Origin of the sequence: Amycolatopsis sp. w19 (genome assembly GCF_051373225.1) — a bacterium.
Taxonomy (GTDB): domain Bacteria; phylum Actinomycetota; class Actinomycetes; order Mycobacteriales; family Pseudonocardiaceae; genus Amycolatopsis; species Amycolatopsis japonica.
On the sequence record NZ_JBPQFM010000001.1, the window covers coordinates 506,478 to 523,572 of the forward strand.

At 69.6% G+C, this 17,095-nt stretch carries 20 protein-coding genes; 10 read left to right on the plus strand and 10 right to left on the minus strand.

Annotated elements, in window-relative coordinates; all coding sequences use genetic code 11:
• Window positions 1–29: 29 nt before the first annotated feature.
• Window positions 30–428 carry a DUF4333 domain-containing protein gene (locus tag ACSMFO_RS02280; protein ID WP_084098254.1) on the plus strand — a complete coding sequence of 133 codons (399 nt, stop codon included), beginning with the start codon at window positions 30–32 and terminating at the stop codon, window positions 426–428.
• 44 nt (window positions 429–472) lie between these two features.
• A complete protein-coding gene (locus ACSMFO_RS02285; protein ID WP_436456665.1) occupies window positions 473–1,693 on the plus strand; it encodes a GNAT family N-acetyltransferase in 1,221 nt (406 codons plus the stop codon).
• Between the two features lie 112 nt (window positions 1,694–1,805).
• Here the strand turns inward: ACSMFO_RS02285 and ACSMFO_RS02290 are convergent, their stop codons facing one another.
• From ACSMFO_RS02290 to ACSMFO_RS02300, 3 genes are all read right to left on the minus strand, one after another.
• Complete coding sequence (locus tag ACSMFO_RS02290; RefSeq protein WP_436456667.1) at window positions 1,806–2,774, minus strand: pirin family protein; 969 nt, start codon at window positions 2,772–2,774, stop codon at window positions 1,806–1,808.
• Complete coding sequence (locus tag ACSMFO_RS02295) at window positions 2,771–3,715, minus strand: 5'-3' exonuclease (protein WP_436456668.1); 945 nt, start codon at window positions 3,713–3,715, stop codon at window positions 2,771–2,773. Before ACSMFO_RS02295 ends, ACSMFO_RS02290 begins: the two co-directional genes overlap by 4 nt.
• Window positions 3,716–3,790: 75 nt before the next feature.
• A complete protein-coding gene (locus ACSMFO_RS02300; RefSeq protein ID WP_436456670.1) occupies window positions 3,791–4,327 on the minus strand; it encodes an NADPH-dependent FMN reductase in 537 nt (178 codons plus the stop codon).
• Between the two features lie 118 nt (window positions 4,328–4,445).
• On the opposite strand from ACSMFO_RS02300, the gene ACSMFO_RS02305 reads away from it, so the two are divergent.
• The 6 genes from ACSMFO_RS02305 (at window position 4,446) to ACSMFO_RS02330 (ending at window position 8,311) form a co-directional block, all read left to right on the plus strand.
• Window positions 4,446–5,024: an ArsR/SmtB family transcription factor gene (locus tag ACSMFO_RS02305; protein ID WP_436456672.1), complete on the plus strand. Its 579-nt coding sequence runs from the start codon at window positions 4,446–4,448 to the stop codon at window positions 5,022–5,024.
• 321 nt (window positions 5,025–5,345) lie between these two features.
• The gene (locus ACSMFO_RS02310; protein WP_436456674.1) at window positions 5,346–6,149 is read left to right on the plus strand and encodes an MFS transporter; all 804 of its coding nucleotides are present in this window, start codon (window positions 5,346–5,348) and stop codon (window positions 6,147–6,149) included.
• A 10-nt stretch (window positions 6,150–6,159) separates the two neighbouring features.
• Window positions 6,160–7,302 (plus strand): M24 family metallopeptidase, encoded by a 1,143-nt coding sequence (locus tag ACSMFO_RS02315; protein ID WP_038513803.1) that lies wholly within the window; start codon window positions 6,160–6,162, stop codon window positions 7,300–7,302.
• Window positions 7,299–7,751, plus strand: a complete 453-nt coding sequence (locus ACSMFO_RS02320; RefSeq protein ID WP_016334198.1) for an Lrp/AsnC family transcriptional regulator — start codon at window positions 7,299–7,301, stop codon at window positions 7,749–7,751. The genes ACSMFO_RS02315 and ACSMFO_RS02320 overlap by 4 nt, the downstream gene beginning before the upstream one ends.
• A 46-nt stretch (window positions 7,752–7,797) precedes the next feature.
• Complete coding sequence (locus ACSMFO_RS02325) at window positions 7,798–8,025, plus strand: hypothetical protein (RefSeq protein ID WP_007035425.1); 228 nt, start codon at window positions 7,798–7,800, stop codon at window positions 8,023–8,025.
• Entirely contained in the window at window positions 8,012–8,311 is a 300-nt protein-coding gene (locus ACSMFO_RS02330; RefSeq protein ID WP_005150941.1) for a hypothetical protein, read from the plus strand. Before ACSMFO_RS02325 ends, ACSMFO_RS02330 begins: the two co-directional genes overlap by 14 nt.
• Here the strand turns inward: ACSMFO_RS02330 and ACSMFO_RS02335 are convergent.
• Together ACSMFO_RS02335 and ACSMFO_RS02340 are read right to left on the minus strand one after the other, a co-directional pair.
• Entirely contained in the window at window positions 8,308–9,381 is a 1,074-nt protein-coding gene (locus ACSMFO_RS02335) for a GDSL-type esterase/lipase family protein (protein ID WP_436456676.1), read from the minus strand. The genes ACSMFO_RS02330 and ACSMFO_RS02335 overlap by 4 nt on opposite strands.
• Window positions 9,382–9,451: 70 nt before the next feature.
• On the minus strand, window positions 9,452–10,354 hold the full coding sequence (locus ACSMFO_RS02340) for a LysR substrate-binding domain-containing protein (RefSeq protein WP_436456677.1): 903 nt from the start codon (window positions 10,352–10,354) through the stop codon (window positions 9,452–9,454).
• A 96-nt stretch (window positions 10,355–10,450) separates the two neighbouring features.
• On the opposite strand from ACSMFO_RS02340, the gene ACSMFO_RS02345 reads away from it, so the two are divergent.
• Window positions 10,451–11,365 (plus strand): oxidoreductase, encoded by a 915-nt coding sequence (locus ACSMFO_RS02345; protein ID WP_436456678.1) that lies wholly within the window; start codon window positions 10,451–10,453, stop codon window positions 11,363–11,365.
• On the opposite strand, the gene ACSMFO_RS02350 is transcribed toward ACSMFO_RS02345, so the two are convergent.
• Complete coding sequence (locus ACSMFO_RS02350) at window positions 11,292–12,854, minus strand: FAD-dependent monooxygenase (RefSeq protein WP_436456679.1); 1,563 nt, start codon at window positions 12,852–12,854, stop codon at window positions 11,292–11,294. The genes ACSMFO_RS02345 and ACSMFO_RS02350 overlap by 74 nt on opposite strands.
• Window positions 12,855–12,920: 66 nt before the next feature.
• Between ACSMFO_RS02350 and ACSMFO_RS02355 the strand changes: the two genes are divergently transcribed.
• Window positions 12,921–13,523, plus strand: coding sequence for a TetR/AcrR family transcriptional regulator (locus ACSMFO_RS02355; protein ID WP_436456680.1), 603 nt, complete (start codon window positions 12,921–12,923; stop codon window positions 13,521–13,523).
• A gap of 16 nt (window positions 13,524–13,539) precedes the next feature.
• Here ACSMFO_RS02355 and ACSMFO_RS02360 read toward each other — a convergent pair whose 3' ends face one another.
• The 4 genes from ACSMFO_RS02360 to ACSMFO_RS02375 all read right to left on the minus strand — a co-directional run bounded on the left by ACSMFO_RS02360 (window position 13,540) and on the right by ACSMFO_RS02375 (window position 17,072).
• Complete coding sequence (locus ACSMFO_RS02360) at window positions 13,540–13,917, minus strand: hypothetical protein (RefSeq protein ID WP_436456682.1); 378 nt, start codon at window positions 13,915–13,917, stop codon at window positions 13,540–13,542.
• 16 nt (window positions 13,918–13,933) lie between these two features.
• Window positions 13,934–14,461, minus strand: coding sequence for a hypothetical protein (locus tag ACSMFO_RS02365; protein WP_436456683.1), 528 nt, complete (start codon window positions 14,459–14,461; stop codon window positions 13,934–13,936).
• A 495-nt stretch (window positions 14,462–14,956) separates the two neighbouring features.
• Window positions 14,957–16,252, minus strand: coding sequence for a M20/M25/M40 family metallo-hydrolase (locus tag ACSMFO_RS02370; RefSeq protein ID WP_436456684.1), 1,296 nt, complete (start codon window positions 16,250–16,252; stop codon window positions 14,957–14,959).
• A complete protein-coding gene (locus ACSMFO_RS02375) occupies window positions 16,245–17,072 on the minus strand; it encodes a M55 family metallopeptidase (protein ID WP_436456685.1) in 828 nt (275 codons plus the stop codon). The genes ACSMFO_RS02370 and ACSMFO_RS02375 overlap by 8 nt, the downstream gene beginning before the upstream one ends.
• Window positions 17,073–17,095 lie beyond the last annotated feature (23 nt).

Below are 17,095 nucleotides of genomic sequence, written 5' to 3' on the forward strand. Positions count from 1 at the left end.
GATGATCACACCGGTGGGGGTGCAGAAGCTTGAGCAGGCGAGCCGTCGCGACGGTCGGTCTGTGTGGTGCCGCTTTCGCGGTGCTGGTGGCGTGTTCGGACACCCCGGCGCCCGCGCCGGCGACGAAGACCGTCACGGTACCGCCGACGTCGAGACCTTCGTCGAGCGCGCCCGCGACCGCCGGCGGTTCGTCCTCCAACGCTCCGGGCAGGGTCTTCGATCCGAGGACGATGCAGGCGGACGTGCGGAAGATCCTCACCGAGACCTATCAGGTGAACGAGGTCGGCGACGTGCTCTGCCCGTCGAACCAGAAGGTCGAGGACGGCAGCACGTTCACCTGCACCGTGCAGGTCGCCGGCGAGGGCAAGACCGTCACGATCACCGTCACCGGTGAAGACGGCCGCTACGAAGTCGGCGCTCCCGCCTGAAAAACCGGTTGGGGCTCCCCGGGCCGGACGGCAGGATCCACGGTATGAGCGAATTCCTTGTGCGTGCCGTGGCCGAAGGCGAACAGCGAGCCTGCCTCGACGTCCTGGCGGAGTCGTTGCACGGCAAGCCCGCCACGGACGAGGTCTGGGCGAAGATGGCTCCGTCCTGGACCGCCGCGGGCAAATTCGCCGCGTTCGACGAGCACGGCGCCCCGGTGGGGATCGCGAGTTCGTTCGACGTCGAGCTGACCGTCCCGGGTGGACAGAAGCTCGTGACGGCGGCCGTCGACGGTGTCGGCGTCCGTGCCGACTGGACCCGCCGCGGGATCCTCACCACGATGATGGCCGTACAGCTGGAGGACTTCGCGGCGCGAGGTGTCCCACTGGCCGCGTTGCACGCCTCCGAAGCCGTCATCTACGGCCGCTTCGGGTACGGCGCGGCGACCTTCGGCAAAGGCGTGTCGATCGAACGCCCGCGCGCCCGGCTTCGGGACGGCGTCGGCCGGACCGGCGAGGTCAGGTTCGTCACCCCCGACGAAGCGGTGGAGCGCGTTCCCGCGCTGTACCACCGCTTCGAGGGAGCACGACCAGGGTTCGTCTCCCGGCCGCCGGCTTGGTGGCCGGGCTTCTTCGAGCGCGTGGTGAAGGGGGACGGCGGCTACCGGGTGGCGGTCCACAGTGGACCGGACGGTGACGACGGTTTCGTCGTCTACCAGACCATCGACGCGCGCGACCGGCAGGCGCCGGAGCGTGGGGCGATCCTGGACATCCGCGAACTCCATGCCGCCACGCCACAGGCCTGGGCGGGGCTGTGGCGTTTCCTGCTGTCGGTCGACCTGGTCTCGGAGGTCTCCGGACGGGGTCGCCCGCTGGACGAGCCGATCGCCGAACTGCTCACCGACCCGCGCGCGGTGAACACCACCGAGATCATCGACGACCTGTGGCTGCGGCTCGTCGACGTCCTCGCGGCGTTGCGGGCGCGCTCCTACGGCACCGCCGAACCCGTGGTGCTCGAAGTGCACGACAAGCAGCTTCCGGACAACAACGGCCGTTACGCCGTCGGCCCGGACGGCGTGGAACGCACGAGCGCCGAGGCCAATTTGCGGCTGGACGTGGCCACTTTGTCGTCGCTGTACCTCGGCCACGGTCTCTTCGGCGACCTGGCCCTGTCCGGGCGGGTCGAGGTGCTGGACGAGGCGGCGGTCGCCCGGGCCGACACCCTGTTCCACACCGCGCGCTCGCCGTGGTGCGGAACGTTCTTCTAGGCACTCGGGCCCCTGCAGTACGTGAAGGCCCCCTTCATTGCGTCTAGCGCAGTGAAGGGGGCCTTCATGTACTTGGGAAGGAGACCTTCACGGACTTGCGATCAACTGGCCGCTAGGACGGATTCCGCCGCGGTTTGATCCGCACCTGCGGCAACGTGGGCGCGGGCAGCCAAGCCGTGCTGCCCTGGTAGCCCTCCACCCGGCTGAACCGGTCCGCCTGCGCCTGCCACGCCTCGCGGTACGCGGCGATGTCCTCGTGGCTGCGGCCCACGAAGTTCCACCACATGACGAGTTCCTCGGTGAACGGGATTCCGCCGAGCAGGAGCACCCGAGCCGGTTCGGTGCCGGGGTTCGCCAGCTCCAACCGCCCGGTGCCGGGCGCGAGGTAGGCGAGTTCCCCGGTGTCCAGCGCGACTCCGGCGACGGTGACGGAGCCGATGTCCTGCAGGACACCGTGTTCGAAGGCCGGATCGACGTCGAGGGCCACGGTCGCGCCGGGCCCGACGGTGAGTTCGGCGCCCAGCAGGGGAGTGAACGCCGGGACCGGCGAGGTGGTCCCGGCGAGGCTACCCAGGAACACCCGCGCCGTGGCGCCGGGCAGATCGAGCAGCGGCGGCGCGTAGTGCCGGAAATCCCGTACGGTGTCACGGTGTTCGCCGGGCAGTGCGATCCAGAGCTGGACTCCGTGCAGGGTCGAAGTGTCCGGTGTGGACACTTCCGAATGCGCGATACCGTGCCCGGCGGTCATCAGGTTGAGCTCACCCGGCCGCACCATGGCGTGGGTGCCGATGCTGTCGCGGTGCTCGATCTCGCCACTGAACAGCCAGCTCGCGGTCTGCAATCCGGTGTGCGGATGCGGTGCGACGTCCATCCCGCCGGACGCCGAAACGTCCTGCGGGCCGTAGTGGTCGGCGAAACACCACGCGCCGATCAGCGACCGCTGCCGCTGCGGAAGGGTGCGGCGGACCCGGATCGCACGCGGGCCGCCGAGCGGGACGTCGCGCGGGGTCAGCACGGTGACGCCTTCGCCCGGCCGCTCTGAGCACAGCAGCTCGGCCGGGTCGGCCTCGGTGTTGCTCATGACTTCGGGAGCGCGGCCAGCAGACGCTCCACCGAACGGCCGAGGTTCCAGCGTTCCGCGAGTTCCGCGACCTTGTCCGGGTCGGCGGGCTCGGACGGGACGATGTCCGGGCGGGACTGCTCGACCGGCGCGTCCGCCGCGACCCGGACGACGGTCGGGGCCACCGCGAGATAGTCGGCGGCGTCGGTCAGCCGCAGCCGGGTCTTGAGCGGAACCCGCGAGTCGCCGGCGTTCGACGCCTCGATCAGCTCCTGCAGCGAACCGAACTGGGTGATCAGTTTCGCCGCGGTCTTCTCGCCGATCCCGGCGACACCGGGCAGGCCGTCCGACGGGTCTCCGCGCAGCGCGGCCATGTCGGCGTATCCGGGACCGGCGTTCCCCGCCGGGATCCCGTACTTCTCGGCGATCTCGTCCGGGCCGAGGACTTCGGCCTTGTTCCAGCCCTTGCCGACGTAGATGACCACAGTGGACGTCGGCTCATGACGCACCAGCTGGAACAGGTCGCGGTCACCGGTGATGACCTCGACCGGGGACTCCTGTTCGCGGATCGCGAGGGCGCCGATGACGTCGTCGGCCTCGTAACCGTCCGCCTCGGCCGTCGCGATGCCGAAGGCCTCCAGCAGTTCGAGGATGATCGGCACCTGCGGGGTCAGGGTGTCCGGCACCTCTTCGACGTCGCTGCCTTCCGGGACCTCTTCGGCCACCCGGTGCGCCTTGTAACCGGGCAGCAGATCGGTGCGGAATTTCGGCCGCCAGTCGGCGTCGAGACACGCGACGAGCCGCGAAGGGCGCCGGTCGACGAGGATCCGCGCGATCGTGTCGGTGAACCCGCGCACGGCGTTGACCGGTGTCCCGTCCGGGGCGGTCATGGAATCGGGCAGTGCGTAGAACGAGCGGAAGTAGAGGCTCGCGGAATCGAGGAGAGCGAGTGGTCCGGTCACGCGGACAGCCTGCCATGTTCCGCCCCGGATGTCCGTGAAGGACCCGACCCCCAGCCGAGTCCTCCACGGACACCGTCAGCCCGCGTAGGGCCGCACCTGGCGTGCGTCGCGGAGGGCGTTGGCCCACCAGTTCAGCTGATTCAGCAGCGTGGTGGCCGCGAGCGAGGCGCCTTCGAAGTCGTCGTGCTCACCGTCCGGGCCGAAGTGGTTCCAGGCGTACGGGAAGCTCACGGTCTCGCGGATGGTGGCGGCGTGAAGCTCGGCGAAGACCGGGCGCAGATGCTCCACCGCGCGCAGGCCGCCCGAGATACCGCCGTAGGAAACGAAGGCGACCGGTTTGCCGTGCCACTCGGGACCGGTGGCGTCGAGCGCGGTTTTGAGCGGGCCGGGGTAGCTGTGGTTGTACTCGGGGACGATCACGACGACGGCGTCCGCGCCGGCGACGCCGGGGGAGAGGTCGCCGGGGGCTTCGGCGAGGTCGATGACGGACAGGGTGACGTCGTCGCGCTGTTTGGCGCGGTCGAGGAACCAGTTCGCGACGACGGGGGCGAAGCGGCCCTCGCGGACGCTGCTGATCACGACGGCGAGCTGATAAGGCGAGTTCGTTGTCATGGCACAGACCGTAAAACTTAGAGTTAAGTTGAAGTCAAACTCCAGAATCGCCACATGGCGCGAACTAATCGCAGAGAAGTCTTTGCAAAGAGACCTCTGCGGTCATAGGGTGGCGGGCATGGGGAAGACCGAGCGCTATCTCGCGCGGGTCGACGGCCGCATCTTGCGGGCGTTGTCGCATCCGTTGCGGGTCGAGATCCTGGAGTTGCTGCGAGAGGACGGTCCGGCCACGGCGTCCGGGCTGGCGAAGCGGGTGGGGGAGAGTTCCGGGACCACGAGCTGGCATCTGCGCCAGCTGGCCGAATCCGGGCTGATCGCCGAGGACACCGGACGCGGCAGCAGGCGCGACAGGTGGTGGAAGGCGGTGCACGAGGGGGATCGGATGAGCGCCGCGGATTTCCTCGACGATCCCGACTTGGCCGGTCCGCTCAACGCGTACGCGCACACGATGATCGAGCGGCGTTACGCCGCCGAATCGCAGTTCGTGGCCGAAGTGCGGGACTGGGCCGACGACTGGATCGACAAGGTCAACTTCCACGACTCGTCGCTCGCGCTGACGCCCGACGAGGCGGCCGCGTTGAGCGACGAGATCCTTGAGGTGATCAGCCGCTATCGCCGTCCGGAGAAGGACGGCGATACCCCAGTCCGGGTGCATTGGGCCGCCTTCCCGAGGAAAACCCGGCCGGAGACGCCATGAGCCGGATGCCACTGGGGGCCTTGGTCGTGGCGTCGGGGTTCTCCTCGGCCGGAGTGATGATGACGCTGCTCGCGATTCCCTGGTTCGTCCTGCAGAGCACCGGGAGCGGCACCAAGACCGGCATCGTCACCGCTGCCGAGGTGCTGGGCCTGATGGTCGCCGCGTTGCTGGGCGGGCCGGTCGTGGACCGGGTCGGCACGCGCCGGGCCAGCGTCGGCGCGGATCTGCTGACCACGGTGACGGTGCTCCTGATCCCGCTCGCGATGGCCACCACCGGCCTCAGCCTGCCCGGACTCGTCGCGTTGTCGTTCGTGATGGGTGGTGGGCGGACCCGCCGCCGGCGCGTTGATCGCGCTGATCGGGCCCATTCCGGTCCTGTTCGTGGACGCGGGCGCGCTCCTGGTGTCCGCGTCGCTGATCTTCGCGCTCATCCCGGTCGCGGCCGGTCCGCCGAGGCCGCCGTCGGGCGGCTATCTCAAGCAACTGCGCGAAGGACTGGGATACGTCAAACGCGACGCGGTGCTGCGTGCGATCGTCGGCATGCTGATGCTCACCAACAGCCTCGACTTCGGGCTGCTCGGCGTCCTGTATCCCGCCTACGGCGACCAAGTCCTGCACAGCACCGCGCTGATCGGGGCCATGATCACCGCCGTCGCGGTCGGCGCGCTCATCGGCTCGGCGCTCTACGGCTGGGCGGGCCACCGCCTTTCGCGGCGGACGGCGATCCTCGTCGCCGTCGGCATCGAAGGCGCGCCGAGATTCGCCTTGCTCGCGCTGGAACCGGCACCGGCCGTCTTGCTCGCCGGTCTGGTGGTCGCCGGGATCGGGGCGGGCGCGCTCAATCCGATCCTGCTCCCCGTGGTGTACGAACGGGTTCCCGAAGCCGTCCGCGGCCGCGTGCTCAGCCTTCTCGTGGGCGGGGTGCTCGCCGCGATGCCGCTCGGTTCGATGGCGGCCGGGTTGCTGCTGGACGGGATCGGGCTCGTCGGCGCGCTCGCCGTGTTCGGTGGTCTGTACCTGATCGCCGGCACGTTCCCGGCGATCTTCCGGGTCTGGCGCGGCCTCGACGATCCCGCCCCGATCGGGGGTGACCGGCCGGTGAGCCAAGGGGCGCGGACCGACTAGGCTCGCCATCATGTCGCGCCGTTCCCTTCACAACCCAGCCCCCGACGCCGCCAGCCTCCGCGCCCGCCTCGACCGGGCCCGCGCCGCGGCGGCCGCCGCCGACACCGACGCCCTGCTGATCGCACCCGGCTCGGACCTGCGCTACCTCATCGGCCAGGCCGGGGGCTCCTTCGAACGGCTGACCACGCTGGTGATCCCGGCCGACGGCGTCCCGGCGCTGGTCCTGCCGAAGCTGGAGGCCCCCGGCTACGCCGACGTCCCCGCCGACGAACTCGGCATCGAGATCGTCACCTGGGTCGACGGCGACAACGCCTACGAACTGGTCGCCGACCGGCTCGGCAAGCCCGGCCGCGTGGCGGTCAGCGACTTCACCCCGGCGCTGCACGTGCTCGCCTTCCGCGGCGCGCTCGGCGACGCCGAGCAGACGCTGGCCGGCCCGATCGTGCGCGAACTGCGGATGCGCAAGGACGCGGCCGAGATCCAGGCGCTGCGCGACGCGGGAGCGGCGATCGACCGCGTGCACGCCCGCGTGCACGAATGGCTGCGCCCCGGCCGCACCGAGGCCGAGGTCGGCGCGGACATCACCGCCGCCATCGTCGAAGAAGGCCACACCCACGCCGACTTCGTGATCGTGGGCTCGGGCCCCAACGGCGCCAGCCCGCACCACGACGTCTCCGAGCGGGTGATCGAGCGCGGCGACGTCGTCGTGGTCGACATCGGCGGCCCGATCGCCGAGGGCTACAACTCCGACTCCACCCGCACGTACGCGGTCGGCGAGCCGCGTGACGCCGACGTCGCCGAGACCTATGCCGTGCTGCAGCGCGCCCAGAAGGCCGCCGTCGACGCCGTCCGTCCCGGTGCCACCGCCGAGTCGATCGACGCCGCCGCGCGCGACATCATCGCCGAGGCCGGGTACGGCGAGTACTTCATCCACCGGACCGGTCACGGCATCGGCCTCGACGTGCACGAGGAGCCCTACATCATCAAGGGCAACGCGCTGCCGCTCGAGCCGGGCATGGCCTTCAGCGTCGAGCCCGGCATCTACCAGCCCGGCCGCTGGGGCGCCCGCATCGAGGACATCGTTGTGGTCACGGAGGACGGCGTCGAGTCGGTCAACCAGCGTCCGCACGACCTGATCGTGCTCGACGCATGACCGGTTCCCTGGAGCCGCTGGACCAGGCCATCGTGCAGGAACTGGCCGCCGACGGGCGGCGCAGTTTCACCGATCTGGCCGAACGGGTCGGGCTTTCGGTGTCGGCGGTGCACCAGCGGGTGCGCCGCCTGGAGCAGCGCGGGGTCATCCTCGGCTACACGGCGCGGCTCGACGGCGAGCAGATCGGCCTGCCGCTCACGGCGCTGATCTCGCTGACGCCGAACGATCCGGCCGCGCCGGACGACTATCCGCAGCGTCTGGAGCACATCAAGGAGATCGAGTCCTGCTACTCGGTCGCCGGCGACGAGTCGTACATCCTCCTGGTCCGGGTGGCTTCGCCGCTCGGCCTGGAGGATCTGCTCCGCCGGATCCGCGAGTCCGCCAAGGTCTCGACCCGGACCACGGTGGTGCTGTCGACGCCGTTCGAGGGGCGCTCGCCCACCCTGTGAGACGAGAGGAGGGGCGGGCTTGCGCGGCGCTGGTACGATAAAAGGTATGGCAACACGTAAGGTCACTCTCTCACTCGACAGTGGTGCGCTCGAGTTCGCCGAGCGGGCCGCGAAGGCACACGGGATCTCGGTCTCGTCGTGGTTGTCCAAAGCGGCCCGCAGGGAGGCCGTGCGCACCGGATACACCCCGCAGCGCGCCCCGGTCGAACCGTCCGCCGAATCGGACGAGGCCGAGCTGACCGCCGCGGAGAAGGATCTGCGTGCACAGGGGTGAAGTCTGGACGTACCACCCCCCGACCGAACCGGCACGGCAGCGCACCGTCGTCCTGCTGTCCTCGGACGGGGTGAACGAATCCGAGCGGCCGTGGCTGCTCGGCACCGAACTGCTGGACCGTGATCCGCAGGACATCCTCGGTGTCGCCGTCGACGCGCGGTACTGGGTCTCCACGCTGAACCTCACGCGCCTGTACCGGCCGTGGTTCGACGAGAAGATCGCGGAGATCGACCAAGAGGTCCAGGAGCGCATCGACATCGCGTTGCGCGCCGCGCTCGATCTCTAGCGCACGACCACCTCGGGCGCCGCGTGCAGTTTGCCGTCGGGGCCCGAGAGGCACGACGCGTTGCCCGCGCGTGCGGCGAGGAACTCGTTGAGGCAGTTCGCGATCTGCGCGTGGCCGTTGGCGTTGGGGTGGAAGGACTCCTGCAGCGCGTGGCTCGCGCGGTCGACCTGGCCGAGGTCGCGCAACTGCAGGGTCAGCCTGCTGAACCACTCGTTCGCCGGTTCGCTGCTGCACGCCTCGTGCCCGGCGCCGGCTCGCGAGAGGTCGAGGAATCGCGCGCTGGTCGCCCTCGAGGCCTGTTTGAGCCCGTCCGACAGGACGGAGACGCCGTCACGGCGCATCCACTCCAGATCCTCGGTGCGGAACGGGCAGCCGTTCAGGCTGCGCAGCGCCTCCGGGATCTGCGGGCCGACAGGCGAGGCGTACGACATCAGCACGAGCTGGTAGTCCGCCGGGACGTAACCCGCCTGCGCCAGCACCTTCTTGACGTCGGCGACCGCGTTGGTCACCTTCGGCACCATGGCGTCCACTTTGGACTTCCAGGTGGTGCGAAGCGCCGCGCTGCACGGCGGGTTCTGCGGCGAGAACCACGCCTTGAAGCATTCGTTGACCTGAGCGGAGAACTTCGGCTCGTCGTTCGCGCCGACCGCGATCACCACCGCGGCGACCCGGTGATCCTTGATCAGGTTCGCGAGTTGCTGCGCTTGCGACGGCTCCGTCCACTGCTTGGCATCGCCCAAGGCGATCTGTTCCGAGGGCGCTCCCGAACACGCGAGGTTCACGCGGGCGGTGACGTCCGGGATCTTGATCTGCTCGACGAAGGCGTTGGGGGAGCGGTGACACCAATTGCCGCCCTGCCCGTTGGTGGTGGGCGTGTAGTCGCCCGCGCCCTCACCGGAAACGGTGCTGTCGCCGATGGAGACGACCGTCAGCGGCCCCGTCCCCGGCGGTCCTTGGCGCGGGGACGGCTGCCCTGGGCGGCTTTCCGACCCGGTAAAGGCAATGAACCCGACGAGAACCACCACGAACGTGAGCGCGAGAGCACCCCACCACCACCGGAAACGTCGCATCGTCACCGGATTCTACGGACCCCGTGGCCCGAGAGGGTGATCATGGCGGTGTGACGGTCGCGATGCCCGGTCAGCCCGCCTCCGTCAGATCCGTTCCGGCAGCCAGGTCCGTCACGATGTCGAGCACGCCGGGCAGCGCGGGTTTGTCGTTCTCCGGCGACCAGGCCGCCACCGTCCGGGCGGTGTCGCCCGTCAGCGGGACGAACACCACCCCGCTCCGGCGCAGGCTGCGCGAAGACCGGGCCAGCCTGGTCACGCCGATACCCGCGGCGACGAGACCGAGCAGTCCTTGTACGGTCGCGGCCCGCTGGACGACGCGCGGCGTGAAGCCCGCCGCCTGGAATTCGCCGTCGTAGCGGCGATGCCAGGGCTCCCAGGAACTTCGTGGCGTGAGCACCCACGACTCGTCCGCCAGGTCCGAGAGCTTCAGTTCGGTCGCGGCGGCGAGCCGATGTCCCTCCGGGAGGACGGCGCAGACCTTCTCGATGATCAGGGTGCGGGTCTCGAAGCCCTCGATCAGCGGAGGCCGCGTGAAGATCAGGTCGTAGCGGCCGCTGCCGAGTCCGTCGACGAGCGGCGCGATCTGGGTGTCGTCGGTGGTGAGGGTGAGATCGGGGAGACGCTCGCGGACCGCGCGCACCACCGGCGGGAGCAGATAGTTGGCCGTGGTGGTGAGGAAACCGAGATGCAGCGTGCCGAGTTCGCCGCGCACCGCCCGGTCCAGTACCGCCAGCGCCTCGTCGTTGCGAGCCAGGACCGCTCGGGCCTCCGGCAAAAACAGCGAGCCGATCTCGGTGAGCCGGGTTCCGCGGCTGTCGCGTCGCAACAGTTTCGCGCCGAGAACCCGTTCCAGCACGGTGATCTGCTGCGAAAGGGACTGCTGGGCGATGTGCAGGCGCCGTGCGGCCTTGGTGAAGCTCGCGTCCTCGGCGACGGCGACGAAATAGCGCAACTGCCGCAACTCGGGGGTCACAGGCTCTGACTGTAGCCGCACCAGGGAACCGGTGTTGGCGGTACAGGCGCGGCCTTCGCAGGATGGGTCGCAGGAACTTCACTGGAGGAAACAGGAATGACGAAGGAAACCGACGGCCGCGTCTGGCTGATCACCGGCTGCTCGTCCGGGTTCGGCAGGCACCTCGTCCTGGCCGCGCTCGACGCGGGTGACCGCGTGATGGCCACGGCGCGCCGTCCGGAGACGCTGGCGGAACTGGAAGCCCTCGGCCAGGGCCGGGTGCGCACCGCGGCGCTCGACGTCACCGACCCGGCACAGATCGAGGCCGCCGTGCAGGCGACGCTCGCCGAGTTCGGCCGGATCGACGTCCTGGTCAACAACGCCGGCCACGGTTCGGTCGGCGCGGTCGAGGAACTGACCATGGCCGAGCTGCGGTCGCTGATGGACGTGATGTTCTTCGGCGCCGTCGAGGTGACGAAAGCGGTCTTGCCGCATCTTCGGGCGCAGGAAAGCGGTGCGATCGTGCAGATGAGCTCGATGGGCGGTCAGCAGAGCCCGCCCGGCTTCGGGGCTTACTGCTCGGCGAAGTTCGCGCTGGAGGCGATGTCGGAGTCCCTGGCCGCTGAAGTCGCACCGTTCGGCGTGAACGTGCTGATCGTGGAGCCCGGCGCGTTCCGGACCGAGTTCGGCGGCAGCCGGTTGCACCGCTCCCGGGTGATCGACGCCTATCGCGAATCCACGGGCGAAATCCGGGATTTCGTCGAAGGGATGGACGGTTCGCAGCCCGGCGACCCGGCGAAGGCCGCCGCCGCGATCCTGAAGGTGCTGGACAGCGACGACGCTCCGCTCCGGCTCGCGCTCGGCGACGACGCTGTCGACGGGCTGCGCGCCACGCACGAGGCGAGGGCGGCGGAGCTGGCCGCCTGGGAAGAGCTGAGCCGCTCCACCGCCCTCTGGATCAGCCGAGCCAGCGCTGGATCGCGACGTCGAGCAGCTTCCGCGCGTGGTCGGACACGTCGGCCCAGGCGATGATCCCGTCCGGGCGCACTAAGAGACTCGGCTGTGCGACATCGGGATCCGCCACGCAGGCGACTCGGTCGTCCATTCCGGCGGCCGCGTCGGAGTAGCGCCCGTCGGCCGAGCGGTCCACGAGTACGAAGCGGCCGTCGTGAGCGTGGTCGGCGAGCCTGGTCCCCGACGCGAGTTCGACGTCCCCGGCGATCGAGCCGATCGGGTCAGAGGAGTCGTCGGCCACGTCGTACCGCTGCAAGATCCCCGAGGAGAGCGCGATCATGCGGTTGGTCGCGCCGGGGACCGCGAAGAGTTCGTCGCCGACGACCTCGCGCAGCCGGGCGGTCCGTTCGTCGCCGCGCATGAGCGCGACCTGTGCCCGGGTCCAGTCCAGGACCCACGCGCCGATCGGGTGCCGCTCGTCGTGGTAGGTGTCGAGCAGCCCCGCCGGGGCGTGGCCCTGGACGGTCGCGGCGAGCTTCCAGCCGAGGTTGACCGCGTCGCCGATGCCGAGGTTCAGGCCCTGTGCGCTGAACGGCGAGTGCACGTGGGCGGCGTCGCCTGCAAGGAGCACCCGGCCGCGGCGGTAGGCCCGTGCCTGTCGTGCGTTGTCCGACCATCGCGTCGCCCGCCCCCGCAGGCCCGTGATCGTGACCGGGACGCCGGTGACGTCCCGTACCGCGTTCTGCAGTTCGTCGACGGTCACGGGAGCGTTCTTGTCCTCGGGTTGGGGCGCGAACCTGGCGACGAGGATGCGCCCCGGCACCGGGCCGTAGGTGTAGATGCCGCGAGGCGTCCAGTTCCACCCGCGGCGCAGTTCGCTCGGGTCGTCGAAATCGGCGATGGCCTGATAGCCCACCAGTTCCGGGTCCGTGCCCACGAAGTCGACACCGAGCCGTTTGCGGACGACGCTTCGGCCGCCGTCGGCGGCGACGACCCATCCGGCCCCGAAGTCGCCCGCGCTGGTCTCGACGACCACATCGGCATCGTCGTCGAGACCGGCGCCGGTGCTCCGTAGATCCCGCACCTCGACGCCGCGACGGATTTCGACGCCCAGCCGGGCGCAGTGATCGCCGAGCAGCAGTTCGAGATCGTGCTGCGGCACCAGGATCCCGTTGGCCGCGGCCGTATGCGCGGCCAGCACCGGATCGTCCTGGTCGACGAGGCCGTGCTGGAACATGATCCCCGCGAAGTGCCCGAGGACGGGGAACCGCCGGGAGGCCTGGCCCGCCGCGTCGGTCAGTTCGCGCACGGTCCGGTTCGAGCGGCCGCCGGTGAAGCCCTTGGCCTCGGCCAGCCGACGGCGCTGCACGTCCTCCGCGGCGGGCAGGAGGCCGCGCCTGTCGAGGATCTCGGCACTGGCGACGTTGATCGAACCGGATTTGATCGTCGGATCCGGTTCCGCGAGCCGCTCCAGCACGGTCGTCCGCACGCCTCGCAAGGCGAGCTCGCTCGCGAGGTATAGGCCGGTGGGCCCCGCTCCGACCACGATCACGTCGGTCCGCTCCATGATGACTCCAAGCTTTACTCAGTAAACTTACTCGGTAAGGTTACTGAGTAAAGGTACGCTTGTCACATGGCGAAGCGAGGAGATCGGGGCGGTTCGAAGACGCGGGCGCATATCGCCGAGGTCGCGACAGGACTGTTCGTGGAGCGTGGCTTCGACGACGTCACGGTCGCCGAGGTGGCCGCCGCCGCCGGCGTTTCGAAGGTGACGGTGTTTTCGCATTTCGAGCGCAAAGAGGATCTCGCGCTCGATCGGCTGCCCGACGCCGTCGGTATCGCGCGGGCGACGATCCGGGACCGGCCGGACGGCGTGGGTGTCGTCGAGGCGTTCCGGCGGATGACCCTCGCGCTCGCGGAAGAGCGGCATCCGTTGTCGGGGCTGAGCGAGGCGGGCGAGCCGCTCGCGCGCACCGTCGCCGGGTCGCGCGCGCTCGTTTCGCGGTTGCGCGAGTTCGAGCACGAGATCGAGGCCGAGGTGGCCGACGAGCTCGAAAGCGACGGCCGGTTCTCGGGTGACGGTGAGCTGGCCGCAGCGCTGATCGTCGCCGCGTACCGCACCGTCGCCGTGGCCACGACGCGGCGACGCCTCGCCGGGGACGATCTCACCGAAGTCGCCGCCGTCCATTGCGAACGGTTGAACACGGCCTTCGGCGCGCTGGCCAAGGCTTTGTGATGCCCTGAGGGCGGGCTTAACCGTCCATTCTGGACGCGAGAATCGCCGCTCCGGGACCGGAAAGTTCGTCCAGCGCCACGTCCCGGCCGGCGATCGACAGCAGGACCGCCTCGCCGGGGCCGCGGACTTCCGGTCCGGATCCGGCCGACCAGTCCAGGTCCGTGGCGACGAGCCGGAGTCCGCGTGCGCGCTTGCCCGCCTTGGCCGGCGGCGCGTAGCGGGCGAAAGCCAGCGCGTGACGCAACCTCTCCGGCGGCACTTCGCGGGGAAACCCCAAAGCCGCAACCCGTCGCGCACTGTCCACTCCGAACACAAGGTCGGTGCGTCCCAGCGTCCGGAGGAACGCGGCGAAGTCCACCCGCTCGTCCCTGGCGAGTCGCGCGACCGTGTTCATCGGCGGCCTCCTGTGGTCATTCGTAGCCGAGCCACCCGCAAACGTAGTAGTTCGTGTCCTCGTTCCGCTCGACGTACCAGGAATAGACGACGTCGCCCGCGAATTCGCCGCCGCGCGCGTTCCGCTGGGTGACCTTGGCCTGGACCGTCACGAACTCCTGTCCTGACGGGACGGAGTACGGCAGCATCTCCCAGCGCTGGACGTAATGCCCGTGGAGTTCGAAGCCGAGCAGCGTCGACCGCAGGCGCGGGCAGGTCCCGCTGCGCAAGGCGGTCATGTCGTGATTGGCCAGCCCGTTCATGTAGACCTGGAACACACGGTCGATCGCGGCGGGTTCGAGGCCCGGCGCGGATGACGTGGACGGCGCTGTCGGCGTTGTCGGTGCCGGCGTCGTCACGGTGAGGGTCCGGGTCTCCGGCGGGGGAGACGCTTCGGGTGGGAGGTCGGAGCGCGAGATCGGGAAGCCGCCGCGGCACGCGGACAGCGCGATGCCGAGGCCGATCAGGAGCACGCACGCGCGGGCACGCGAAGTCGAAGGTCTCACGGTGGCGACGCTAAGCGGCGTTCATGAAATTCGCATGAAAGGCTTTGGGCGGTCGGCCCAAGTGTGTGAAGGCCCCCTTCACTGTGCTAGATGCCAGGGTTCCGGCGAAGTCGCATAAGCGCTGATCAATGCCACTCCTGGAGATTCTGGCTGGACCTCCGAACGGGGCAGATGTCAGGAGCTTGACCGTCTATTGTCCATAAAGGACACCAATCGACAGGTGAATGTCCGTTTGATGCATATCTGCCCGGTTTTCGAGTGGGTCGTGAGTGTTTTGTGTCGTTAGAACGACACAAAACACTCACGACCCCCTCGTAAAACGCTCAAATCGGGCACGATCACCTCGGAATTGTCCCCTATGGACAGTCGAGAGGGGTGTGAGGCCACTATGACGAGCCCCCTTCGTCACCGCTTGACCAGCGGATGGCGACTTTGCCGGGTCCCTGGCGCTAGACGCAATGAAGGGGGCCTTTCACGTACTTGGGATGGTGTGGCTCAGCAGTTCTCCAGGAAATGGCGCAGCACCCGCGTGCCGAACCGCAGACCCTCCACCGGGACCCGCTCGTCCACGCCGTGCGCCATCGCCCGGTACGGGAAGCCTTCCGGCAGCAGCAGAGGGGCGAAGCCGTAGCAGTCGATCCCGAGAGGACTGAACGCCTTCGCGTCCGTTCCGCCGCCCATGCAGTACGGGACGACGACGGCTTCGGGGTCCTCCGACCGCAAAGCGTCGGCCATCGCGTCGAACCACGGCGAATCCACCGGAGCCTGGACCGGCGGCTGGTGCGCGACGAACTCGCGCGTGACGCCTTCGCCGAGCATCGCGTCGATCTCGGCGAGCAGCTCCGGTTCGGCGCCGGGGAGGACGCGGACGTCCACCTGTGCCTCGGCCGAAGTCGGGATCACGTTCACCTTGTAGCCGGCGTCGAGCATGGTCGGCGTCGTGCTGTTGCGGACCGTCGGCACCACCAGCGCCCCGGCGGGCCCGAGTCGCGCGATCGTTCCGTCCACATCGGACAGATCGACCGGGACGCCGAGCGCTTCCCCGGTGCGTTCGAGGAAGGCTTGGACGGTCGGGGTCAGCTGCACCGGCCAGCGGTGCGCGGCGATCTTGCCGAGCGCCGTGACCAGCCGGGTGACCGCGTTCTCGTCGTTGGGCCGCGAGCCGTGCCCCGCGCGACCCTTGGCCGTCAAACGCAGGTGCGCGGTGCCGCGCTCGGCCGTCGCCACCGGATAGAGCCGCACGATCCGCCCGTCGGCGGCGGGGACGTGGTAGGTGTACGCGCCCGACTCGCTGATCGCGGCCGCGCAGCCGTCGAACAGGTCCCGGTGCGCCGCGGCGAGCCAGTGCGCGCCGTACTCGCCCTTGTCCTCCTCGTCGGCCACGAACGCCAGGACGATGTCCCGCCGCGGCCGGACGCCGGTGGCGAGGGCGGCGAGCACCATCGCGCAGAAGTCCTTCATGTCGACGGCACCGCGGCCCCAGAGGAACCCGTCGCGGATCTCGCCGGAGAACGGGTCCACCGACCAGTCGGCGGCGTCCGCCGGGACGACGTCGAGATGCCCCTGCACGAGAAGCGCGGGCAGGCTCTGATCGGTGCCCGGAACCCGGGCGATCACGTTCGCGCGGCGGGGCGCGGACTCGATGATCTTCGAGTCGATCCCGAGCCCCGACAGCAGCGATGCCACGTACTCGGCGGCCTCGCGCTCGCCCTCGGAGTCCCCGTTGCCCCGGTTCGTGGTGTCGAACCGGATCAACCGCGAACAGACTTCGACTACGTCCAACTCAGCCATAGATACCCTGCACCGCCCCGGCCGCGATCGCCGTGACGATCTTGAACGCCTTCATCGCTTCGGTCATGTCCGGCGCGTCGAAGCCGACCCGCCGCACACCGATCTGTTCCACCGTCGGGATCACCGCCGCGGCCTGCGCGAGATGGCTCGCGTCGAACTCGACCTCGATCCGGTGCGGAGTGGTGTACCGCTCGACCCGGCCCGCCCGGTTCATCGAGTCCGCCGCGGCCGACGACAGCAGTTCGGCCGTCCTGGCGGGCGGCAGGCAGATCGCGGCGTAGCGGCTGACGCACTCCTTCACCGTGACCAGTTCGGCTTCGGGCGCGTAGTCCTGGGCGTCGTCGCAGGCCTTGTCGTCACCGGAAACGACGAGCACCGGGACGCCGTACTCGGCGGCCATCGCCGCGTTGAGCCTGCCTTCGCTGGCGGGGACGTCGTCGAGCCAGACGCCGGTGATCTGATTCTCCAGGTACGTGTGGGACAGGACGCCGTCGAAACCCGCGCCGGCGTGGTAGCCGAGGAAGACGACGCCGTCCACGCCACTGTCGATCCCCTGCATCATCGAGAGCGGCTTGTGCCTGCCGGTGAGCATGCGCGCCCGGCCGTCGAGGTCTTCGAGCAGCAGGTTCCGTTGCGAGGAATGCGCCTCGTTGACCAGCACGTCGGTGGCGCCGGAGTCGTACAGGCCCGCGATGGTGGCGTTGACGTCACCGGTGAACAGGCGGCGGAATCGTTGCCACTGCTCGGTGCCGGGGATGACGTCGTCGGTCCAGGTGACGCCGGTGGCGCCCTCCATGTCCGCCGAGATCATGATGCGCATGCGGGGCACCCTAGCCGAGGCTC